Below are 20260 nucleotides of genomic sequence, written 5' to 3' on the forward strand. Positions count from 1 at the left end.
TCGCGTCACGACGACGCGGCGGCCCTTGAGTTACCGATGTTTCGCTCGGTGGTGTAGCTGTCCAGTTGTTCGCGGAATGTCGGCAGGGCAAACGTCTCGGCTTCCGCTGCGAACGCGAAGTCGATCACGTTGCCGACAGCGGCGGTCACGTGCATGTTGAGCGCGCGCTTGGTGTCCCGCAGCGCCTGTTTCGGTTGGTCGGCCAGCCTTCGGGCCAGGGCATGTGCACTGGGCAGCACCTCCTCGGCGGGCACGACGTGGTTCGCCATCCCCAGGCGCTCAGCCGTGGCGGCGTCGATGCGGTCGCCGGTGAGCAGATACTCCTTGGCACGCAACATGCTCATCACCAACGGCCAGGCCAGCGCACCGCCGTCGGCGGCCACGAGCCCGAGAGTCACGTGCGGGTCCGCCATGAACGCCCGCTCGCTCATGAACACCACATCGGACAGCACCGCAAGGCTGCAACCCAGGCCGACGGCCGGACCGTTGACGGCGGCGATGACGGGTTTGGGGAAGGCGATCAGTTCGGTGACGATGCGGCGTGCCTCGGCCATGGTCCGGTAGCGAAAGTCCGGATCGTTGGAGACGCGGTTGAGGAAATCCATGTCGCCGCCGGCCGAGAAACCCCTACCGGCTCCCGTCAGCACGACCGCGCCCACCTCGTCGTCATCGCGCAGTCCGGCCCAGACATCCGCCAGTTCCGAATGCAACTCCTCGTTGACCGCGTTCATCCAATCCGGCCGGTTCATCGTTACCGTCCGGACACTGCCGGTGCCTTCCACCAGAAGAACACCCGAATCGCGATTGTTGTCGTCCATATAACCTCCGTCAGTCCCGTTCAGTATTTCCAGCACCGGACCGCACGGAACAGATTGCGACCATGCCATTAGCAGCACTGCCACGCTGCGTCGTCGGTGGCACGGCCTGGCAGTCTCGGCACCACACTGACCGACGGCCCCCCGAGTAGCATCGCCACGCACATCGGTGCCGCACCCAGAGATGCCGTACCACAACGATATTGGCGGATCGCGACAATGGCGTCGCCGACCGCCGGACCGGCATCGGGATCCGTCGCGTCACAACTCAATTTGGAGGACACATGCACGAGGCCGTGATCATCGATGCGGTACGTACACCCATCGGCAAACGCAACGGGTCCCTCGCCGATATGCACCCCGCCGATCTGTCAGCCCACGTCTTGTGCGCGCTGGCCCAACGCACCGGTATCGACCCGGCGATGGTCGATGATGTGCTGTGGGGCTGCGTGAACCAGGTGGGCGATCAGGCCGCCCAGATCGGTCGCTACTCGGTCTTGGCCGCCGGTTGGCCGGAGGGCGTCGCCGCGATGACCGTCAACCGGGCTTGCGGTTCCAGCCAATCGACGTTCGATTTCGCTGCCGCCCTGGTCCGCTCGGGGCATTACGACATGGTGGTGGCCGGCGGCGTGGAGTCGATGAGCCGGGTGCCGCTGGGTGCCGGGCGCGATCTCGGCCGGCCGTTCGGCCCACGCGCACGGCAGCGGTATCAGACCGAGTTACGCGACGGGGGCTTCCCGAACGAGGATTTCAATCAGGGAGTGGGCGCGGAGTTGATCGCGCAGCGCTGGGCGCTGACCCGTAGGCGCCTCGACGAGTTCTCGGCCCGTTCGCACGAGCTGGCGGCCTCGGCGATCGACGCCGGGGCGTTCGACACCCAACTGGCCCCGCTGCCGGACAAGCCGGACTTCTCGGCCGACGAGGGGCTGCGCCGTGGCACCAGTCCCGAAACCCTGGCCAGCCTGAAACCGGCGTTCCAGGCCGACGGTGTCATCCACGCGGGCAATTCTTCACAGATCTCCGACGGCGCATCGGCCACGCTGATCTGTAGCGCCACCAAGGCCCGTGAACTCGGGCTGACACCCATCGCCCGCTACCACACCGGCGTCGTGGCCGGTTCAGACCCCGTACAGATGCTGACCGGACCGATCCCCGCAACCGAAAAGCTTTTGCGCAAAACGGGATTGAGCATCTCCGATATCGGCGTGTTCGAGGTCAACGAGGCGTTTGCCTGCGTACCACTGGCCTGGCAGCAGAACTTCGACGTACCCGAAGAACGCCTGAACCCGCTCGGAGGCGCCATCGCAGTGGGCCATCCGCTCGGGGCATCTGGCACTGTGCTGATGACGAGGATGATTCATCACATGCGCGACAAAGGAATTCGATACGGGCTCCAGACGATGTGCGAGGGCGGCGGGACGGCCAACGCCACCATCGTCGAACTCGCGTAAGTGGTGCTTTCGGTGCTCTCATCGCCTCGCTCTCGCTGCGCAGAGCCGATTTCGGCACGATTGCAGCCATGAGGATTTCGGTGAACTACGATCTGTGTGAGTCCAACGCCTTGTGCTGCTTCGCGGCACCGGAGATTTTCGAGGTGCGCGAGGACGAACTGCTGTATGTCCTCGACGACAACCCGCCGGAAACCATGCGCGCCGAGGTTTATGAGGCGATCAATGCGTGCCCGAAGCGAGCCATCACCATCGATGACTGATCGATGGTGATGGCTCACGCTCACGTGTAGGCCCGAATAAAGGCATCAACACCGTCGACGAGAATCGAGTCGATGACATCTCCGGCAGATGCGGCCGATGCGTCGACGGTGTCCTGCACGAGCAGGACCGTGAGTGCGATGAAGTGCTCGGCGGCCCGGAGCGGGGAATCGGTGCGGATCGCCCCTTCCTGGACGAACTGCGCCATCCGCTCGGTGAACAGCGCCATCGGCTTACTGTGGTCCAGTCCGAGTACGGGACTGCCGCCGGAGGCGGCGCTCAGCAGATTGCGGTATTTGAGGTAGTCGGTGGAGGGCAGCGCCTCCACCGCGATCCGCCGCACGAACGCCAGCAGCCCATCGCGCAGTTCGCATCCTGTCGGTAGCTCGTCGGCGAGCGCGGCCGCCACCGTCACCAGCACGCCGTCCGCCAGCCGTTCCACCACCGTGGACAGTATGGTCTCCTTGTCCCCGAAGTGGTCATAGACAGTCCGCTTGGACACATCGGCGCGGGCCGCGATCGCGTCAACGCTGGTCGACTTGAACCCCGCGGTGAGAAACAGCTCCTGAGCAGCGTCGAGAATCGCACGACGCTTGATCTCCGAGCGGCCGCGACGGCTCGAACCCGTGGTCCCGGTGGTCATGTGCTGAATCAACTCCAAAGTGTGACGAATATCAAACTAAACTAGTCGGTGTAGTGTAGTTTCGAATCTGTGAACAATGGTGTTCCAGGTGCAACACAAAATATGGATGCAACCGGATCGGTCATCTTGCAGGCCCCGCGGCGTACGCCCGGTGCCGTCAGTTCCTCGACACCATCGCGCCTTTCAGCGCGGCCCTGTTCGCGACCCCCTCACCGTCCGACCCCCTCGGACGGACCCAGCCCCCCGCGACGAGGAGACTGCCTCATGGACGACCGCACCCTGACTCTTCCCGGTCACGCACCGGCCCTCGGCACCGATCCAGGGGCGCCGCAACTGGTCACCGCGGTCGGCCGCAGCCGGACCACGGAGGACCAGGCCAGGCGCAACTCGCTGGCCGCGTTCCTGCGAGCCCGGCGGGAGTCGCTGCAGCCAGAGGACATCGGGATTCCGCGACGCGGACGCCGACGCGTGAAGGGACTGCGCCGGCACGAGGTCGCCGACACCGCAGCGGTGAGTGTCACCTGGTACACGTGGCTGGAGCAGGCACGAGATATCCACACCACCCCGCAGGTCATCGAAGCCTTGGCTCGCGCACTGCAACTCGATGACAGCGGGCACAGCTATCTGCGCCGACTCGCGGGAGTCACACCGCGCACCACCTATACCGACGCGCGCGATATAGGTTCGAGTATGAAGGCCCTTGTCGACAATCTGCTGCCCAACCCGGCGCACCTGATGCTCCCGGCCTCCGACCTGGTGACCTGGAACCGCTCCTATGCTCAGCTGTTCGTCGACCCCGCGACCTTGGCCCCGGAACACCGCAACGGTTTGTGGATCCAGGTCATGTTTCCGGAGATGCGCGACCGCCTCGTGGATTGGGAACTGGAGACGCGTCGCGCCGCCGGCCGCTTCCGCGCCGAAGCTGCCAAGTACCCCGGTGATCCGCACTTCGCCAGCGTGGTCGACACGCTGACCGCCGAAAGCAGCTTCTTTCATGACATCTGGGAACGCCACGAAGTTCAGGGTGCCGCAGACCATGTCGAGACGATCGACCACCCCCATGTCGGTCATGTGCGTGCCCGGCTGATGCAGCTGCGCCCGCTGGAGCATCCGAACATGTTGTTGATGGTGCACATGCTCGCCGACACCGAATCGCGGGAACGCATGCAGGCCCTGCTCGCCGGCTGACATCGGCGGCGCTACCGCCGGCGCCAGCGCAGGACCGCCACCCGCCAGCCCTGGGACCCGAACTCGACATCGTCGAATCCGACGTCGACGGACTGCCCGATCCGCAGACCGCGGCCATCGGCCGGTCCGTCGATGTACCCGGGCACCAGCAGATCGTCCTGTTCTTCGAGCCGGACCATGACGACGACCGAGGGCGCCGACTCAGCGCCGGGCCGGTGACCGACGGTCCACGACGCAATGGTGCCACGACCGCTCGCCGCAACCCAGTTCCACTCCAGTGAACTGCAGTCACCGCACACCGCACGGGCTGGCCAACGAAGCCGCCGACAGCGTGCGCAATCCTGGACAAGTAGCTCGCCCCGCTCCAACGCATCCCACCACGGTGCCGAATCAGCATCGGCCAGAGGATGATTGGTCATAATGGCTACCCTCCCCGCTTCAGGATGACTGCACCGGTGATACCACTGTTGATCCCCGGTTGAGCGGTCGACAGCGCCACCTCGGCACCGGCGACCTGCCGGTCACCGCATTCATGGCGCAGCTGCCGTACCGCCTCGACGACATGGTTGAGACCGTGCACGTATGCCTCGGACAGATGACCACCATGGGTGTTGACCGGAAGCCGACCCCCGATCCTCGTCTCCCCCTCCGCGATCATCGATGCCGCCGCACCGGGTTCACAAAACCCGTATGCCTCCAACTGCAAAGGCACCAGTGAGGAGAACGCGTCGTAGAACTCGGCCACATCGATGTCCTCGGGGCTCATCCCAGCCGCCTCGTACAGCCGTGGTGCCATCCGCGTCGCCCCCGACACGGTGATATCCGAACGGTGGTTGGACGCCAACTGACTGCCCCCACCCGATGCGGTGGCGCAGATGGTCACCGGACGACGCCGGGTATCCCGACTGCGAGCCGGGGACGTCACGACCATCGCGACAGCAGCATCGGATTCGATACAGCAGTCGAATAGCCTCAGCGGTTCGTAGATCCACCGCGAACCGAGATACTCGTCCATGCTGAGCGGTTGCCGCATCATCGCCGCCGGATTGCGAACTGCATTGTCGCGCTGGTTGATCGCCACCATGCCGAGATCCTCCTCGGTGAGCCCGTACCGGTGCATGTAGGCGCGGGTGAACATGGCGAATTGCGCGGGCGCGGAAGCGTGTTGGTAGGGCAGCCAGTACTGCGCATCAGAGGACATTCCGGTCATGGCCGCCGCACCCGACATACGCGGACCCGAACGCGCGTTCAGCGCCCGCCACACCACCACGCAACGGGCTTGCCCAGTGGCCACCGCGCTGGCCGCCGCAGCCAGCGGTGCGATACACGAACTACCGCCCCCGAATACATCTCGGATAAACCTCACATCAGCGATGCCCAGCACCTGAGCAACCAGTGCTGGGTCCGCCGAGTCGGCGATACGGTGACACGCTACCCCGTCGACGTCACGTGCCGTCAGGCCGGCATCCGCGAGCGCGGCGCTGATGGCCTGCACCGCGAGGGTGAGCGTGGAGACGCCCGAGCGCTTGGAGTATTGCGTACGCCCGACACCGACGATTGCGGCCGCGTCCCGAAAAGGGTTGTCCACAAGCCGAATCTATCGGAATCTATGGGCCGCGACGTGGTGGACCGCGCACTATCACCAATGCCCATACGCTGGCTGCAACCATTGCGCGCTGTGTCCTGACCATGGTGTCATCGCAACCATTTTCGCCGTCGGTAACCGCGGTTAACCTGCTGACGGAATGATGGTTGCCTTCGAATGTGGTCCATCCCAATGATACTCACGGCGAAAGAGATACGATGACGACGCAGAACCACCGAACCGAGGCACGCGGTCCGCTACTGGGACTGAAAGTGCTCGATGTGGGCCAGCTCGTCGCGGGCCCGATGATCGGCACCTATCTGGCGGATTGGGGAGCCGATGTCGTCAAGATCGAACAACCTCGAGTAGGTGACCCGATCCGCAAACTCGGGTCACACTCCGGCGCACCGCTGTGGTGGAAGATCAACGGCCGCGGAAAACGTTCCATCGCCCTGGACCTGCATGAGCAGAACGACCGCGATGTGCTGTTGACGCTGGTGCGCTCGGCCGACATCTTCATCGAGAACTTCACTCCCGGCACCATGGAACGCTGGGGGCTGGACTATCCGACACTGCGTTCGATCAACCGGAGGCTGATCATGCTGCGCGTCAGCGGCTTCGGCCAGACCGGGCCGAACCGCACGAGTCGGGCGTTCGGGCGGATTGCCCAGTCCTTCAGTGGATTCTCCTCGGTGAACGGGTTTGCCGACCGGCCGCCCGTCCACCCCGGCATCCCGGTCGGCGACTACTTCGGCGCCCTCACCGGGACTGCCGCCGTGCTGGCAGCTTGTCTGGAACGAGAGCAGTCCGGTGAAGGTCAAGAGATCGACTTGGCCTTGTACGAGGCGTGCTTCCGCCTCATGGAACTGATGACTGCCACATTCGATCAAGAGGGCAGGGTGATCGGCCGCGAGGGTACCTCCAACACCTATGTGGCACCGGTCGGTACCTGGAAGACCGCTGATGGAAAGTGGTTCTCCCTGACCGCCAGCACACAGCCGGTGGCGGAGAGATTGCTGCAGACCGTCGGTGGCGCGGAGTTGGCCGCCGACGACCGGTTCACATCGAACTCGCTGCGGGTCGCCAACCGGGAAGAGCTCGACGCGATCCTGGCTTCCTGGGTGAACAGTCACACCACCGCAGAACTGATCGGCATCTGCGATGACAGCGATGTCGCCTACTGTGTCGAGTACGACGCCGCCGATATTTTCTCCGATGCCCATTATCAGGCGCGGGGCGCCATCGAAACGGTGCAGGACCCGGTGTACGGCCCGATGCGGATGCCCGCGGTGGTTCCCCGGTTCAGCCGAACCCCTGGGTCCATCCGGTGGACCGGCGAAGAACTCGACGCCAGCCGCGATGAGGTGCTCAGCGATCCGTGCTGGAAGAACGGAACACCCTGATCAAATGTCGCCGCCAGCCATGCAGAGCAGGGCCGAACACCAATGGTGTTCGGCCCTGCCGGGTAGTCAGCCGCGAGCGGGTCAGTTCATCGGCCGGTGAAACTACCCGTCCGCCGCTGTGTCATCGCCGAAAGGGCCTCGCCGACATCATCGGTCGTAGCCAGCACGGCGACATGCGAAGACACCATGTCCAACGCCGGACGCAGCTCCAGACTTGCCGACTGTCTGGTGACCCGTCGGATCATCCGCACGCTCGCCGGCGGATTGGCAGCGATCGACCGAGCCAGCGTCATGGTCGCGTCGGACAATTCGTGCGGTTGCACCACGCGGTTCACCAGTCCGATCCGCAGCGCCTCGGCGGCATCCACGGGTTCGCCGGTGAGTAGCAGCTCCAGCGCATTGGCCAGACCGACCAGCCGTGGCAGGAAGTACGCGCCCCCGCCACCGGGTGCCAGCCCGAGCTTGACGTATCCCTCAGAGACCTTTGCGGTACTTGACATCACCCGTAGGTCACACATGAGCGCCATGTCCAGGCCGGCACCGACGGCCACCCCGTTGATCGCGGCGATGATCGGCTTGCCGAGATCCTCGACCGCCAGGGCAATTCGCTGAATCCCGGCGTGTAGGTCTGTCTTTCGTTCGAGGGGGGTCAGCGGGTCGGTGAGCCAAGCAAGGTCGATTCCGGCACAGAAGGCTCGGTCACCGGCTCCGGTCAACACGACCACGCGCACTTCGTCATCAGTTCGACAATGCCGAAGTATCTCCTCCCAGTCTCGGATCATACTCATGGTGAATGCATTTCGCGCCTCTGGTCGATTGATGACGAGGGTGCCGACACCGTCGGCGACTGCAAATTCGAGGTGGTCCATCTGATTTCCTACCTTTCATCCAACCGGTTGTCTCACCAGTGCTCAGCGCCAGTTCGCGCCGGTGACACAGGCCCAGGCATCGGCGGCACCCAGAACAGTCCGACCGACGTGCCGGGCGTGGTGGCTCACGGTGCCGAACTCGTCGACCCAGCTCCTCGCGCGCAACGTCGAGGGCCACAGCGAATGCTCGATGCTGGTTCCGATCGCGCCGTGCAGCTGATGCGCGGACCCGGTCACTGCACCGACCACCGGGCCCAGGACCGCTCTGGCCACCGATACCGCGTACTCGGTACGGTTATCCCCGAATCCGAAGTCGGTGGCGGCGGCCACTGCCAATGTCACTGCGGCGCGGGCACGTTCAATATCACCTGCCATGACAGCCAGCGTGTGCTGGACGCTCTGCAGCTTGCTCAACGGCCGGCCGAACTGCACCCGCTCGCGACAGTGCCGCACCGAGGAGTCTGCCGCGGCATCGAGCGCGCCGATCAGCTGGACGGACCGGGCCCACGCGCCACGGCATTCGTATTCAGCGACGACGGACGCATCAACTGGACGCAACATCTGGTTGGCGATGGCGAAGGCGATCTCGTCGCGCGGTTCACCGGCCAGATTCATACCATCGGTGACCACCGCGTCGGCGGGATCGGCCAGCCCGACGTGCAAGGCCGCGTCGTCGGCGCCAGGCTCGCGCACCTCGACCAACACCACACGGGCGGCCGAACGCGCCCATGGGACCGCACTCGCCACGCCGGTGACCAACCCCCCCAGCGCCGTCCCCACGGCCCGGCCCGCGGTCAACGGTCTGCCGGTCGGGACGTCGATATCGGCGCATTGCATCAGCCAAGCCGCCAGCAGGTCAGTCTCGGCAACCGGAACCGCGGCGCTGCTGCGCGCCAACCAGTACAGCACCACCGCGAGTTCGGCGGGTCCCGCCTCGTTGTCCGCATCGCTGGTCAACCGGTCAAGGCCGCTGGCGACCAACGTATCCCAGAGCTGCTGATCGAAGGTGTCCGGCCGCCGGCGGCACCCGACACGGGCATCGAAGGAGCGTCTACCGAGATCGCCGGCCAGTTCGGCAAGTGCATCGAACTCACCGGTCCCGGACGTGGCGTCGAAGACACCATTGGCCAACACAGAGTCGAAGTTCGTCATCGCAATCCCATTCCCCGCGCTACGACACCGCGCAGCACCTCGTTGGTTCCGCCCCGCAGTGTGAACAGCGGCCGATGCAGCCACGCGGTGTTCAGCATTGCCTGCAGGCCCGGGTCGGTCGGCAAGCGATCCAGCAGATCGACGACGATATCGATCGACTCCTGCTCGAATCGAGTTCCCAGATCCTTCACCAACGCAGCCTGATTGGCAGCCGACTGCCCGGCCACCAATGCTCTGGCCACCGCCACCGACAATTGGCGCAACGACGTCAAGCGAGCGATCAGGTGGCCGACATCGGCCAACAGCGCATCATCGTGTTCGACTTGTGCGGCCAGCCGAGCCAGCGCGCCCGAGATCAGCGGCATCGTCGTCAGAATGCGTTCGGGCCCACTGCGCTCGAAGGACAACTCGGATGTGACCTGGTGCCATCCGTTGCCGATCTCGCCGAGTACATCGGCCTCGGCGATCTCCACATCGTCGAGCAGTACCTCGTTGAAGTGATGCTCGCCGGACATCAACTCGATGGAACTGATGGTCACGCCGGGCGTGTCGCACGACACCAGGAACTGGCTCAAGCCGGCATGCCGGTTTTCAGGATCGAGCGCACCGGTGCGGGCGAGGACCACGATCTGGTGCGAGTGGTGGGCTCCGCTGGTCCACACCTTGGTGCCCGACAGCTTCCATCCGCCCTCCGTTCTGGTCGCACGGGTGGAGACCGCAGCCAGATCCGAGCCGGCACCGTGCTCACTCATACCGATCGCCGAGTAGAAACGGCCCGCAGCGATACGCGGCAGGATGCGGCGACGCTGTTCCTCCGTGCCGTAAGTGAGCAGTGCGGGTGCGACCTGCCGATCGGCGATCCAGTGCGCGGCCACCGGCGCGCCATGGGCCAGCAGTTCCTCGGTGACCACGTAGCGGTGCAGATGGCCCAGTCCCATCCCGCCGTACTCACGTGGTGTGGTGATACCCAGGAAGCCCGCGCCACCGAGGCGTTCGCTGAAACCTTCGTCCCAGCAGGACAACCATGAGTCGACCTGGGGGACCCAGCCGTGCGCATCGCGATCGGCGCGCAGAAACTCCCGGATTCCCTTTCTTATCGCCGCCAATTCGGCACTGTTGGCGGACAGGTCGGCGAAGAATCCGCTCACCGAGCGGATGGCGTCGGTGCTCACGGCCGCACCGGCAGCGGGCCGGCGAGCCCGCGCGGCGCGGTACCCCACAACCAGCGCGCCGCCTGGTGCAGTTCGTCGAATTCCAGGCGCTCGCCGTTGCGCGCTACATAGTGGTGTGGTGCCTCGGTGGATCCGACGATGCGGATCAGTCTGCGACCGTCGATGCGCAGTATCTGGCCGGTCAGCCACGACGCCTGCGGCGATTGCAACCAAGCCACCACGGCCGAGATGCATGCCGGATCGAGTTCCGGATCCGCGGCCCGCTCCTCACCGAAGAACGATGCGCTCATCCGGGTGACTGCCAGCGGGGAGATTGCATTGACCGCGACCCCGTAACGCTGCATCTCCATCGCAGTGACCAAGGTGAGCGCGCCGATACCCGCCTTGGCCGCGCTGTAGGCGGCCTGGCCGGGGTTACCCCACAGCCCGGCACCCGAGACGGTGTTGACGATGTGGGCGTCCACTGAGTGTCCGCTCCTGGCCATCGAGCGCCAGTAGTCACAGGCGTGTTTGGTCACCGCGAAAGTGCCCTTCAGGTGGACATCGACCACCGCGTCCCAGGCCTGTTCCGTTGCGCTGGTGATCACCTCATCGCGCAGAATCCCCGCGTTGTTCACCACGCCGGTGAGCGTTCCAAACGTCGATACCGCCCGGGCGACCATATCCCGGGCATCGTCCCAATCGGTGACCGACCCGGTGTGCGCCAACGCGGTTCCTCCGGCACTGGTGATCTCAGCGACCACGGCTTCGGCGGGGCCAACGCCTCCACCGCTGCCATCACGATCCACCCCGGGATCGTTGACCACGACCGCGGCGCCACGCGCCGCGAGCTCCAGGCAGTGGGCGCGTCCGATACCGCGACCTCCTCCGGTGACCAGAACCACGTGACCGTCCAGTGCTGACATACCCGATCCCTTCTCGATCAGACGCCGAACAACTCGGCTATCCTTCTGCGCCGCAACGGCCAATCTGCATCGCGCAGGTCTGCGTGACCGCTTTCGGTCACGATGAGGTCCACATCACCGGCCGGTGTGGAGACCGGCCGGCTGAGCTGCTGTACCAACGGGCTGCGACCATTCACCATCGAGGGGGTGGCAATGATTGACAGTCCTCGCGGGTGCATTCGGGCGGCGGCGCAAAAGTCCGGATGCCCGCCGATCCCGCCGATAACCTTGTCGCCCTGCCCCTCGACGTTGACCTGTCCCACGTGGTCAATCTCGACGGCCGTGTTGACGGCCACGAACGGAATGCCCCGCGAAAGCCGCGTCAGATCGTGGGTGTACTGCACCCCGCGCAGAATCGGTCGCCCCTCTGCCCAGTCGTAAAGCTGCTCGGTTCCGGTCAGATAGGTCGCCGACGGGGTGCCACGAAGCAGTCCGTGGCGGTCCAACTCGACCACCGCATCGGTCACCAGGCCAGTGTCCACATGCAGCGGCACCTTCGCGCGCCGCAACAGCGCGGTACCCAGTTGCCCAGGGCCGTACTGGATCCGGGCATCGGCCGGAATGAACCGCAGCACCGCGTCGGCGAGCGCCTCGTGAACCGGATCGGGTTCACGGTGGTGACGCACCGGCCCGGCGCAGCTGCGGCCGATGATTTCGACCTGGTCCGGATTCAGTGGTGGCTCGGCCGAGGCCATCGTGGTGGCCTCGTCTATCACCGCCAACACCGACACCCCGTCGTCGACCAATGCGCGCTGGTAGGACACCTCACTGCCGAAGTGCAGTGCACCCGCACGTTCGACGAGCCGGGTGACCAGCAGCTGCGGCCGAAGCCGATCGGCTAGCAACGCGGGCCACGCCGAGAACCTGGCTGGAACGAATCGTGTTGTCTCACTGCGCATCAGCGGCCGAGCTCCAGCACCGGGCATCAACACGATCAGCTCCGCGAAGGCCGACGCATCCAGCCCGACCGCAGGTTCGGGCAGCCAGCCGACCACCAGTCGGATCCCCCCGATCTCGGCTGCCGCACTGCACAGTTCCGCGCACACCGAGGTGCCGTCGGGGAGTCGTCCCGCTACCCCCACCCCATCGCCGAGGGCCACCGTCATCCCCGGACGCAGCCGCGCCCGGAACACGTCGGCGAGAGCCAGCATGGTCAATGCGGTTCCCGGGGCAGCTTCAGAACCCGCTCGGCAAGGATGTTGCGCTGAATCTCGCTGGTGCCGCCGAGAATCGTCTGGGCCCGCCCTACGAGCATATGCCGCACCAGTTCGTCGAGCTCGGGATCGATACAGGCATCGACGCCCAGTACATCGGTAGCTAGGTCGGACAGGTCGCGATCGGTCTCAGAGGCAACAAGTTTCAGAACCGAAAACTCCGCCGAGGTAACGTCGCCTCCGGCCACGGCGCGCTGCCAGGTGTACCGCAACAGCCAGGTTCTGGCCCACAGTCGCGTCATCGACCGAGCCAACACCGGGTCCAGGTCACCACGGCTGCGCGCGGCCGCAATCAGGCCGTCAAGGCGGCGGAACATCGCTACGGCATGGGTGCCCAGGGTCAGCCGCTCCCGACCGAGCATCGCCAGTGCCAACTCCCAGCCTTGGCCCGGGCGGCCAACCAGGGCCTGCGCCTGAAGTTCGACACCGTCGAGGAAGACCTCGTTGAACTTCGACTCCCCGTCGATCTGACGCAGCGGACGCACCGTGATACCCGGGGACCGCATCGCGACGATGAACATCGACAATCCTCGATGCTTGTCGGATCCAGTCCTGGCCAACAGGATTCCGAAATCAGCATCCGCGGCACCGGAGCTCCACACCTTTTGTCCGTCGACCCGCCAGCCCGTCTCGGTGGGTTCGGCGCGGGTACGCAGGGAGGCCAGATCCGAGCCCGCCTCCGGCTCGGAGAACAGTTGGCACCAGATGTGCTCGCCGGTACGGATGGGTTCGAGGTGTCGCGTCTTCTGTTCGTCGGTGCCGTAACGGATAAGCACCGGGCCGACCAGGTCGGGCCCGAAGATGCTGAACTGTCGAGGAACTCCGGCATACGCGCATTCCTCGGCGAACATCGCCTGGAACGCCACGGATGCGTCCCGTCCGCCGTACTCGACCGGCCAGTGCAGGCAGGTGAAGCCGTGTTCGGCCAGAAAGGCATGCCATTCCGATCCCGGCCCGACATCCGCCCCCGTCGGGGTGGGACCATAATTGCGCAGTGCCGCCGGTTTGGGCGCGTCGGCCAGGAAGGCCCGCAGTTCGGCACGAGTGACCGTCGGGGAGGCGGTGTCGGGGTCGCCGGTCACGATGCCATACCGATCATCGCGGCTGACTGTGTAAGCACCGTCCAGTGCGCCGTCGGCAATCCGAACAGCACCTCGTCGGTGCGGGCCCGTTTGACGTACAACCCGGCGGCATGCTCCCAGGTGAAACCGATACCACCGTGAATCTGCAGGTTCGCATGTGCGGCATCACGCAGCGTTTCCGAGCACACCGCCTTGGCCATGCTGACCAGCCACGACGCGTCTGGGTCGGCTGCGTCGATGGCCTCCACCGCCGCCAGCGACGCCGACCGGGCCATCTCCAATTCCACCAGCATGTCCGCGCAGCGGTGTTTGATGACCTGGAACGATCCGATCGGGCGGTCGAATTGCCTACGCACCCGGGCGTATTCGACCGCCATCTCCAGGACCCGCTCGGCGGCGCCTACCTGCTCGGCAGTGAGCACGGCGATGGTATACCGCAGGCTGTCTTCGACGATATCCTCGACCGGTCGATGTGCAGCGAGATGGCGGGCCGCCGCAGCGTCCAGGTCGACAGTAGCCATCGGCCGGGTCGCATCCAGCACCGGTTGCGCGGCGACCGAGACCCCCGGCTGATCGCGGTCGACAAGATAGAGCTGTTGCTGGCCTTCGCACTCCGCGAGAACGACGATGTCCTGTGCACTCGCGGCGCCGAGAACATGGCTAATCGATCCCGAAAGACGCCACCTTCCACCATGGTTGGCCGCTACCGGCAATTCGTCCTCGCGGACGCGGCCGCACCTGACAGGCACCCCAGCTGCCGCGGTGCGCATGCCGGAGCCCATGTCGTCCAACACATCGGCGGCACCACCGGTTGCGGTGAGCAGTCTCGTGGCCAGGACCGCCGACGAAAGGAACGGCACTGGGGCGAGCGTGCGACCCATCTCGTGACCGATTACGGCGTGAGCTACAGCCGGACGGTGATCATCCTGGTCACTTTCCGGGATACCTATGGCAGCGACACCGACCTGAGCACACAGGGCTTGCCAGAGCGCGCGGTCGAAGCCACGGTCGGCCATCGGTGCCTCGTAGGCGACCGCACGCAACCGGTGTTCGGGTAACAGACGCGTGCACGCGGCACGTACCGAAGAGGCGAGCGTTGCTCGCTCGTCAGCGGAAAGCGTAGTCATCTAAGCTCTTTCACGGCTATGGAGGCCCTCTCAGAGGAAGAACAGCCTCAGTTATACCGCCGGGCACCAAGCGATGAAAGGCGAGACAGGGGTGTTGAGGATACCCCCATGTGCACGTCAGACGACGCCCAGTGGGCCACTAACTCTGTTGTGCAACAACAGGTTTGATATCTTCGAGGCCGCAGGAAGCAGGATGTTCTCCAGCTCGCCCTGAGTACGCACCGAGCGATTCGAGGAGTAGGCAAGCCCCAACGCCGCAGGCGTGCTCGCAACGGCCAGTTGCGCGGCGATACAGGTGACCCCGTAGCGAAACTCCTGGTCACTGATCGACAGCGCAGGCGACACCAGCTGGCGTTCAAGCCGTGAGCTGGTCTTGATCGTATGACATGTATATCTGTGCAACGGGTTTTGTGAAAGATATGCCTCTCGCTGGCCACTCTCGGCCTGCGCCAGAATGCTCTTGCCAACCGCGGTGGCATGGCCAGGAAGGCGGACGCCGGGCCAGCAGTCGATCCTCGGGGCGGCCGGGTGCTCGACCATGCTCCAGACTTCGACCTCGCCGTGGAGCAAGCCTCCGATCATGACGTGTGATCGCGTCGCGGTCGCCAAGCGTGTCATCGCCTCGCGCACCAGTCGATAGTCTCGCGCACGACCTTCCAGTTCCGCGACGGTGGCGAATTGCGAACCCAGCACATAGCGACCGTCATGAGTGCGTGCGAGATACTCCTCATGCACCAGCGTCCGCACCAGGCGATACACAGTGCCGATCACGATTCCGGTTGAATCACTGAGAGATCTAGCAGTCAGTGGACCACGCTCAGCGACTACGTCGACGAGTTTCATCCCCCGTTGCAGGCTTTGGATCAGAGTGGGAGCAGACGTGTCCACGGGTTCAACCCACACCGGTGACGGTGGCCAACGACCGCGGCCCCGCCGGAGCGGTGGAAAAACCAGTCCAGTCCAGCCGCCCACCCAGCACATACGCGCCGTCATCCAACCGGATCAGATAGCCGTCGTGGACCAGCGTCCGCAGCAGATGGTAGGCCGTCGGAAGGGAAAGCCCGACCTGACGGGCAACGGGCTTTGCGTGCAGCGGACCGTGCGTGGCCACCACGTTGATGATCCGCAGACCGCGCTGTAGTGATCGAATCAGGGTCTGCTCTTCGCCTACCACCGCACCTCCCGAAGCTCTGGGCCGAGTGAGTGTTTGTCCGTACGCAACGAACTCTAGGTAGCCGACGACCGCAGGGACAATGGGTAGTTCGTTGCTAGCACTTCCGGTAACACCGATGAACCCACGTCACCGACCGCGTGAAGCGCTGCGCAGACATCACCGGCGACCGAGATGTGCTACTGAACAACACTGTGCCAGCGCTCGATTCGGTCACCCGTCGGCGGTCAGCATCGATTGCCAGGTCTGATTGGGACGTTGGTGCGCCAGATTGGCCAGTGCGTAGATGTTTCCGTCCGGTCCTACATACGATCCGTCATCAGGGTTGTACGACGTGAACGCTATTGGTATGTCCTCGATTTGGTTCATCACGGGCGGCGCAAGGGCGGCCGGCGCAACCTGGGGCGCAGGGCCCGGAGGCGCCGGCGGGACGGAGTCGACCTGCGGCACCCCCTGACCCGATGTGGTGGCGTTAGGATCTCCCTTCCAGTTGAACCCGTCATTGAGCGGGACATACATCTCGTCGCCGTTGCACATCTTGGCCGTCGGCGCGCGTTTGCCTGGATTGTTGACACACGGGAGGTTTCGCGCGCCACGCACATTGAAAGGAGAATCCTGCGGCACTCGGCAATACAGATCACCCGCGGGGCGGTCCGGATAGTCCTCGAATGCCGGCGATCGTTGCTGGCTGGGCGGAAGAAACCCGGTCAGGCAGGGCGGTGGCACGTTGAGGTTGAGATCGAAGGTGACAAACGGCCCCTTGTAGGCGCTCATGACGCCCATACCGGGCACCAGCGAACTCCCCAGGACGGCAATGGCCTGGGGTACCAGCACCAGGACCTGACGTACGCCGGCCTGGTAGGTGACCGCCAGCTCGCCAATCCCAGCCAGATTGGCGAGCATGATCGGCAAGGACGGTTGCAGCCGCTCGAACAATTGGCGGACCTCCCCCGCCGCAGCGGCCCCGTCAGGAAGGAGATTCCGCACCGAGGCATCACGCTCGGCCAGCTGACCGGTGACGCCGGCCAGCCGCGCTGCCCATGACCTGATCTCATCGGCGGTGTCGTTCTGGGTATCCAGAACCGGTGCCGATTCATCGATCACTGTGGTGAGCGCTCCCAGATCCGTCTTCGCTCCCGAGGCCAATTTCGTGGACGCTCGGACCAGCCGGGCAAGGTCGGGACCCAGTCCGCCGAATGCGAGCGCACTCTCGTCGATGACGGTGCGCAGGTTTTCCGCAGGAATCGCTGTCAAACCCCGGTTGGTCTCGTCGAGAATCGTATTGATGTCGACGGGGATTCCGGTGCGGTCGGCCGCGATGACGTCGCCATCGCGCAATGTGGCGCCGCGGGCCTCGGCGAGCGGGGTGAGTTCGACGTATTGTTCGCCGATCGCCGACCTGCTGTGTACGCGGGCCGTCACGTCCGCAGGGATGGGCACATCGGAGCTCAAGGACAGGTCGGCCTCGACGCCGGTATCAGTCATACGGACGTCGGCGACGCGCCCCACGCCCAAGCCGCGGTAGGTGACATTGCCTGACGGGTAAAGCCCGCCGGTGCTGGGCAGCTCAATGGTCACCCGGTACTGGCCGATGCCGAGCACACGGGCGGGCACCTCCATGAATCCGACGCCCATCACCACGGCCGCCACCACCGACACCACGGTGAACAGTGCAAGCTGCAATCTGATCCGTCTGTTAAGTCTCATCTCAACGTCCTTGATCGGCGATATAAGGTGCGGTCAAGGGGTTCCCACTGGTGTACGGGCTCGGCATCTGCCCTATCGTTCGACCCCACTGCATCTCCAGTTCAGTCAGGTTGCCCTCGAATCGGGTTCCGGTGAGAAAGCCCGCGTCGAGTCGGCTGAGCGTAAGGTCGAAGACCCCCGTGAGGTTCACATAGTCACCGCGAAAATAATTGCCGATATTCTCCTTGACGAACGGGAAGGTCGTCAGGTAGCTCAGCGAAGTGACCATCGCCGGGCCGGCATTGGCCAGGGACTCCAGCACGGGACCGAGATCGCTGAGCTCCGTGATCAAGTCATCCTTGGTGCGGCTGACCGCATCGGTGGTGAGGGCACCGAACTGACCGAGCTTTTCCATTGCTTGCGCCAGTTCGGTGCGGCGGTCAGCCAGCACCTCTAGTGCTCGTGGAATGGTGTCGAGGGCACGATCCAGAACCGGTGTACGCGAGGCGAACTGCGCGACAAGCCGGTTGACGCTGTCTGCTGCGTCGATGATGTCCTGAGTCTGGTCTTCGACGTTGGCGACGAACACGTCGACCTGCTCGATGAGACTGCGCAGATCGCCGGACCGGCCGGCGAACGCCGTGCTCAAGGACTGGGTGATGTCATGGACCTGGCCGAGGCCACCACCGTTGAGCACCATCGACAGCGCGGCAAGTGTCTGCTCGGTGGTGGGATAGCTGCCACCCGCGGATAACGGGATCAGCGAACCCTCGTGCAGGCGGCCCTCAGCGTCGACGCCGACAGGCGGCGCCAGTTCGATGTGCAGCGAGCCCAGCAGACTGGTCTGGCCTATCGTCACGGTCGAGTTGGCCGGCAGGGCGACATCGGCGTTCAGTCGCATCGTCAACAACGCATGCCAACCCTGACGCTCGATCGCCGTGACCGTACCGACGGTGACGTCCCCGACGCGTACACGCGAATTTCGTTGAATGTTACCAACATCGGGCAGCTGGGCCTGAACGGTGTAAGCCCCGGGGCCGCTGCCCTCCGTACCAGGCAGCGGTAGCGAGTTGGCCCCCTGCCAACCGCACCCGGCCGCCAGAACCACTGTCGTCACCAGGCCCGTCAACAATGCCGACCGGCTTCGGCTCATCACGAGCCCGCTCCCCGTGGCACCAACATGCCGTACAAGTCCCGGGGTGCTTGCTCGGCCGGCAACTGCGGCTGGACCGCATCCGGAGCCGGCGGGGAGGGGGGCGGTACGTAATCAGGGCGCATCCAGTCCTCGCTGTAAGTGATCTCATTCGGGCGGGCATAAGCGCCGACGACAGGGTTCGCCCCCACCGGCGGAAAGTTCATCTGCCGGTTCTTCACGATCGGCGCCAGATACTGGACGCAGAGCTTGGCCGATTGCTCAGCATTCAGGCGTGAAGCGGCTTGTATTGCACCACAGAGGAATTGGATCGGATTGGCGAAGTTGTTGAGGCTGAAGGCCCCGGCGAATCCACCGATGGCGGGCGGATAGATATTGACGAAGTTGGCTAATCCGGTCGGGGCAACGTGCAGGGTTTGCTCCAGATCGTCGTGGCTCTCCTGCAGTGCGCGGCTGATAGAAGCCAGCTTGTCGGCCGTCACCCCTATCGTCTCGCGATTGTCCGCGGTGAAACCGGCCACCTCGCCGACGACCGCATTGAGCTCGTCGATGGCCGTTCCGATCTCCTGTGGCTGATTGTCGAGAAGCTCCGTGGTAGCAGCCAGGTTGCGGTTCAGCTCGCGCATCACGTCCTTGCTGTCCTGCAGCGCCGACACCACCAGCGCCAGATTCCGGGCGGTCGCGAAGATGTCGTCGCTGTGATCACCGAGTGCGGACATTGTTGTTGCGAGGCTCTTCAACGCCCCGTGGATGTTGTCCCCTTGTCCGCGTAGATTGTCCGCCGCTGAATTCACGTAGGCGCCGAGCGTGCTCACCCCGCCGGGCGCGGTCGGCCGCAGCGCCTCGGCCAACTTGCCCAACTGCTCACGCAGGTCATCCCATTCGACCGGAACGGCGGTGCGGTCGATCGGTATCACGGCGTCGTCGACCATCTCCGGTCCACCGGTGTATGCGGGGACCAGTTGCACCGCCCGCGCCGAGATCAGCGAAGGTGACAGGATCACCGCCTTGGCATCGGCAGGAATTCGGTAGGTGTCATCGACCCACATGGTGATCTGCACCTGGTCCGGTTGCGCCTCGATCGTCGCGATCTCACCGACACGTACCCCAAGGATCCGTACGTCATCACCAGGGAAGATGCCGGTGCTGTTCGCGAAGTAGGCGGTGATGTGCGTGCGGCCGGCTGACTCGCAGAACCGCAGTGCGGCAGCTCCGCAAGCGAGCATGACCACAAGGCCGATGACCGCCGCGAGCCGCCCGGTCCTGGATGTCGTCATCGTCCTCCTTCGATGTCCGTGCCTCCGCCGGTCGGCGTTTCACCGGGCGCCGGGACGAATACCGGTCCAT

20 protein-coding genes are annotated in these 20260 nt (G+C 64.8%); 4 read left to right on the forward strand and 16 right to left on the reverse strand.

Annotation, left to right across the window (positions count from 1 at the left end; all coding sequences use genetic code 11):
• Positions 1-5: 5 nt before the first annotated feature.
• The gene (locus tag EH231_RS29475) at positions 6-818 is read right to left on the reverse strand and encodes an enoyl-CoA hydratase/isomerase family protein (RefSeq protein WP_090423820.1); all 813 of its coding nucleotides are present in this window, start codon (positions 816-818) and stop codon (positions 6-8) included.
• A gap of 281 nt (positions 819-1099) precedes the next feature.
• Between EH231_RS29475 and EH231_RS29480 the strand changes: the two genes are divergently transcribed.
• Both EH231_RS29480 and EH231_RS29485 read left to right on the forward strand, forming a co-directional pair.
• A complete protein-coding gene (locus tag EH231_RS29480) occupies positions 1100-2266 on the forward strand; it encodes a thiolase family protein (RefSeq protein WP_124713881.1) in 1167 nt (388 codons plus the stop codon).
• Between the two features lie 68 nt (positions 2267-2334).
• Positions 2335-2526, forward strand: coding sequence for a ferredoxin (locus EH231_RS29485; protein WP_064934066.1), 192 nt, complete (start codon positions 2335-2337; stop codon positions 2524-2526).
• Between the two features lie 20 nt (positions 2527-2546).
• Here EH231_RS29485 and EH231_RS29490 read toward each other — a convergent pair whose 3' ends face one another.
• On the reverse strand, positions 2547-3167 hold the full coding sequence (locus tag EH231_RS29490; protein WP_090423818.1) for a TetR/AcrR family transcriptional regulator: 621 nt from the start codon (positions 3165-3167) through the stop codon (positions 2547-2549).
• Positions 3168-3431: 264 nt separating this feature from the next.
• Here EH231_RS29490 and EH231_RS29495 point away from each other — a divergent pair, with 264 nt between their 5' ends.
• The gene (locus EH231_RS29495) at positions 3432-4355 is read left to right on the forward strand and encodes a helix-turn-helix transcriptional regulator (protein WP_164481071.1); all 924 of its coding nucleotides are present in this window, start codon (positions 3432-3434) and stop codon (positions 4353-4355) included.
• Between the two features lie 11 nt (positions 4356-4366).
• Here EH231_RS29495 and EH231_RS29500 read toward each other — a convergent pair whose 3' ends face one another.
• Complete coding sequence (locus EH231_RS29500) at positions 4367-4774, reverse strand: Zn-ribbon domain-containing OB-fold protein (RefSeq protein WP_090423816.1); 408 nt, start codon at positions 4772-4774, stop codon at positions 4367-4369.
• A gap of 5 nt (positions 4775-4779) precedes the next feature.
• Positions 4780-5943 carry a thiolase C-terminal domain-containing protein gene (locus tag EH231_RS29505; RefSeq protein ID WP_090423815.1) on the reverse strand — a complete coding sequence of 388 codons (1164 nt, stop codon included), beginning with the start codon at positions 5941-5943 and terminating at the stop codon, positions 4780-4782.
• A 215-nt stretch (positions 5944-6158) separates the two neighbouring features.
• Here EH231_RS29505 and EH231_RS29510 point away from each other — a divergent pair, with 215 nt between their 5' ends.
• Entirely contained in the window at positions 6159-7343 is a 1185-nt protein-coding gene (locus tag EH231_RS29510) for a CaiB/BaiF CoA transferase family protein (RefSeq protein ID WP_090423814.1), read from the forward strand.
• Between the two features lie 86 nt (positions 7344-7429).
• Here EH231_RS29510 and EH231_RS29515 read toward each other — a convergent pair whose 3' ends face one another.
• The 12 genes from EH231_RS29515 to EH231_RS29570 form a co-directional block, all read right to left on the reverse strand.
• Positions 7430-8212, reverse strand: a complete 783-nt coding sequence (locus EH231_RS29515; protein ID WP_090423813.1) for an enoyl-CoA hydratase/isomerase family protein — start codon at positions 8210-8212, stop codon at positions 7430-7432.
• A 42-nt stretch (positions 8213-8254) separates the two neighbouring features.
• Complete coding sequence (locus EH231_RS29520) at positions 8255-9364, reverse strand: acyl-CoA dehydrogenase family protein (RefSeq protein WP_090423812.1); 1110 nt, start codon at positions 9362-9364, stop codon at positions 8255-8257.
• Entirely contained in the window at positions 9361-10512 is a 1152-nt protein-coding gene (locus EH231_RS29525) for an acyl-CoA dehydrogenase family protein (protein WP_090424757.1), read from the reverse strand. Before EH231_RS29525 ends, EH231_RS29520 begins: the two co-directional genes overlap by 4 nt.
• A gap of 20 nt (positions 10513-10532) precedes the next feature.
• A complete protein-coding gene (locus tag EH231_RS29530) occupies positions 10533-11441 on the reverse strand; it encodes an SDR family NAD(P)-dependent oxidoreductase (RefSeq protein ID WP_170856136.1) in 909 nt (302 codons plus the stop codon).
• 17 nt (positions 11442-11458) lie between these two features.
• The gene (locus EH231_RS29535; protein WP_090423811.1) at positions 11459-12631 is read right to left on the reverse strand and encodes an acetyl-CoA hydrolase/transferase C-terminal domain-containing protein; all 1173 of its coding nucleotides are present in this window, start codon (positions 12629-12631) and stop codon (positions 11459-11461) included.
• A gap of 2 nt (positions 12632-12633) precedes the next feature.
• Positions 12634-13776 (reverse strand): acyl-CoA dehydrogenase family protein, encoded by a 1143-nt coding sequence (locus EH231_RS29540; protein ID WP_241177831.1) that lies wholly within the window; start codon positions 13774-13776, stop codon positions 12634-12636.
• The gene (locus tag EH231_RS29545) at positions 13773-14903 is read right to left on the reverse strand and encodes an acyl-CoA dehydrogenase family protein (RefSeq protein ID WP_090423809.1); all 1131 of its coding nucleotides are present in this window, start codon (positions 14901-14903) and stop codon (positions 13773-13775) included. The genes EH231_RS29540 and EH231_RS29545 overlap by 4 nt, the downstream gene beginning before the upstream one ends.
• A 117-nt stretch (positions 14904-15020) precedes the next feature.
• The gene (locus EH231_RS29550; protein ID WP_164481072.1) at positions 15021-15746 is read right to left on the reverse strand and encodes an IclR family transcriptional regulator; all 726 of its coding nucleotides are present in this window, start codon (positions 15744-15746) and stop codon (positions 15021-15023) included.
• 49 nt (positions 15747-15795) lie between these two features.
• On the reverse strand, positions 15796-16077 hold the full coding sequence (locus EH231_RS29555; RefSeq protein WP_164481073.1) for a helix-turn-helix domain-containing protein: 282 nt from the start codon (positions 16075-16077) through the stop codon (positions 15796-15798).
• Between the two features lie 210 nt (positions 16078-16287).
• Complete coding sequence (locus EH231_RS29560; protein ID WP_090423806.1) at positions 16288-17781, reverse strand: MCE family protein; 1494 nt, start codon at positions 17779-17781, stop codon at positions 16288-16290.
• Between the two features lies 1 nt (position 17782).
• Positions 17783-18913, reverse strand: coding sequence for an MCE family protein (locus tag EH231_RS29565; RefSeq protein ID WP_124713884.1), 1131 nt, complete (start codon positions 18911-18913; stop codon positions 17783-17785).
• Positions 18913-20190 (reverse strand): MCE family protein, encoded by a 1278-nt coding sequence (locus tag EH231_RS29570; RefSeq protein ID WP_090423804.1) that lies wholly within the window; start codon positions 20188-20190, stop codon positions 18913-18915. Before EH231_RS29570 ends, EH231_RS29565 begins: the two co-directional genes overlap by 1 nt.
• Positions 20191-20260: the final 70 nt, after the last annotated feature.

The organism is Mycolicibacterium nivoides (assembly GCF_003855255.1).
Lineage (GTDB): Bacteria > Actinomycetota > Actinomycetes > Mycobacteriales > Mycobacteriaceae > Mycobacterium > Mycobacterium nivoides.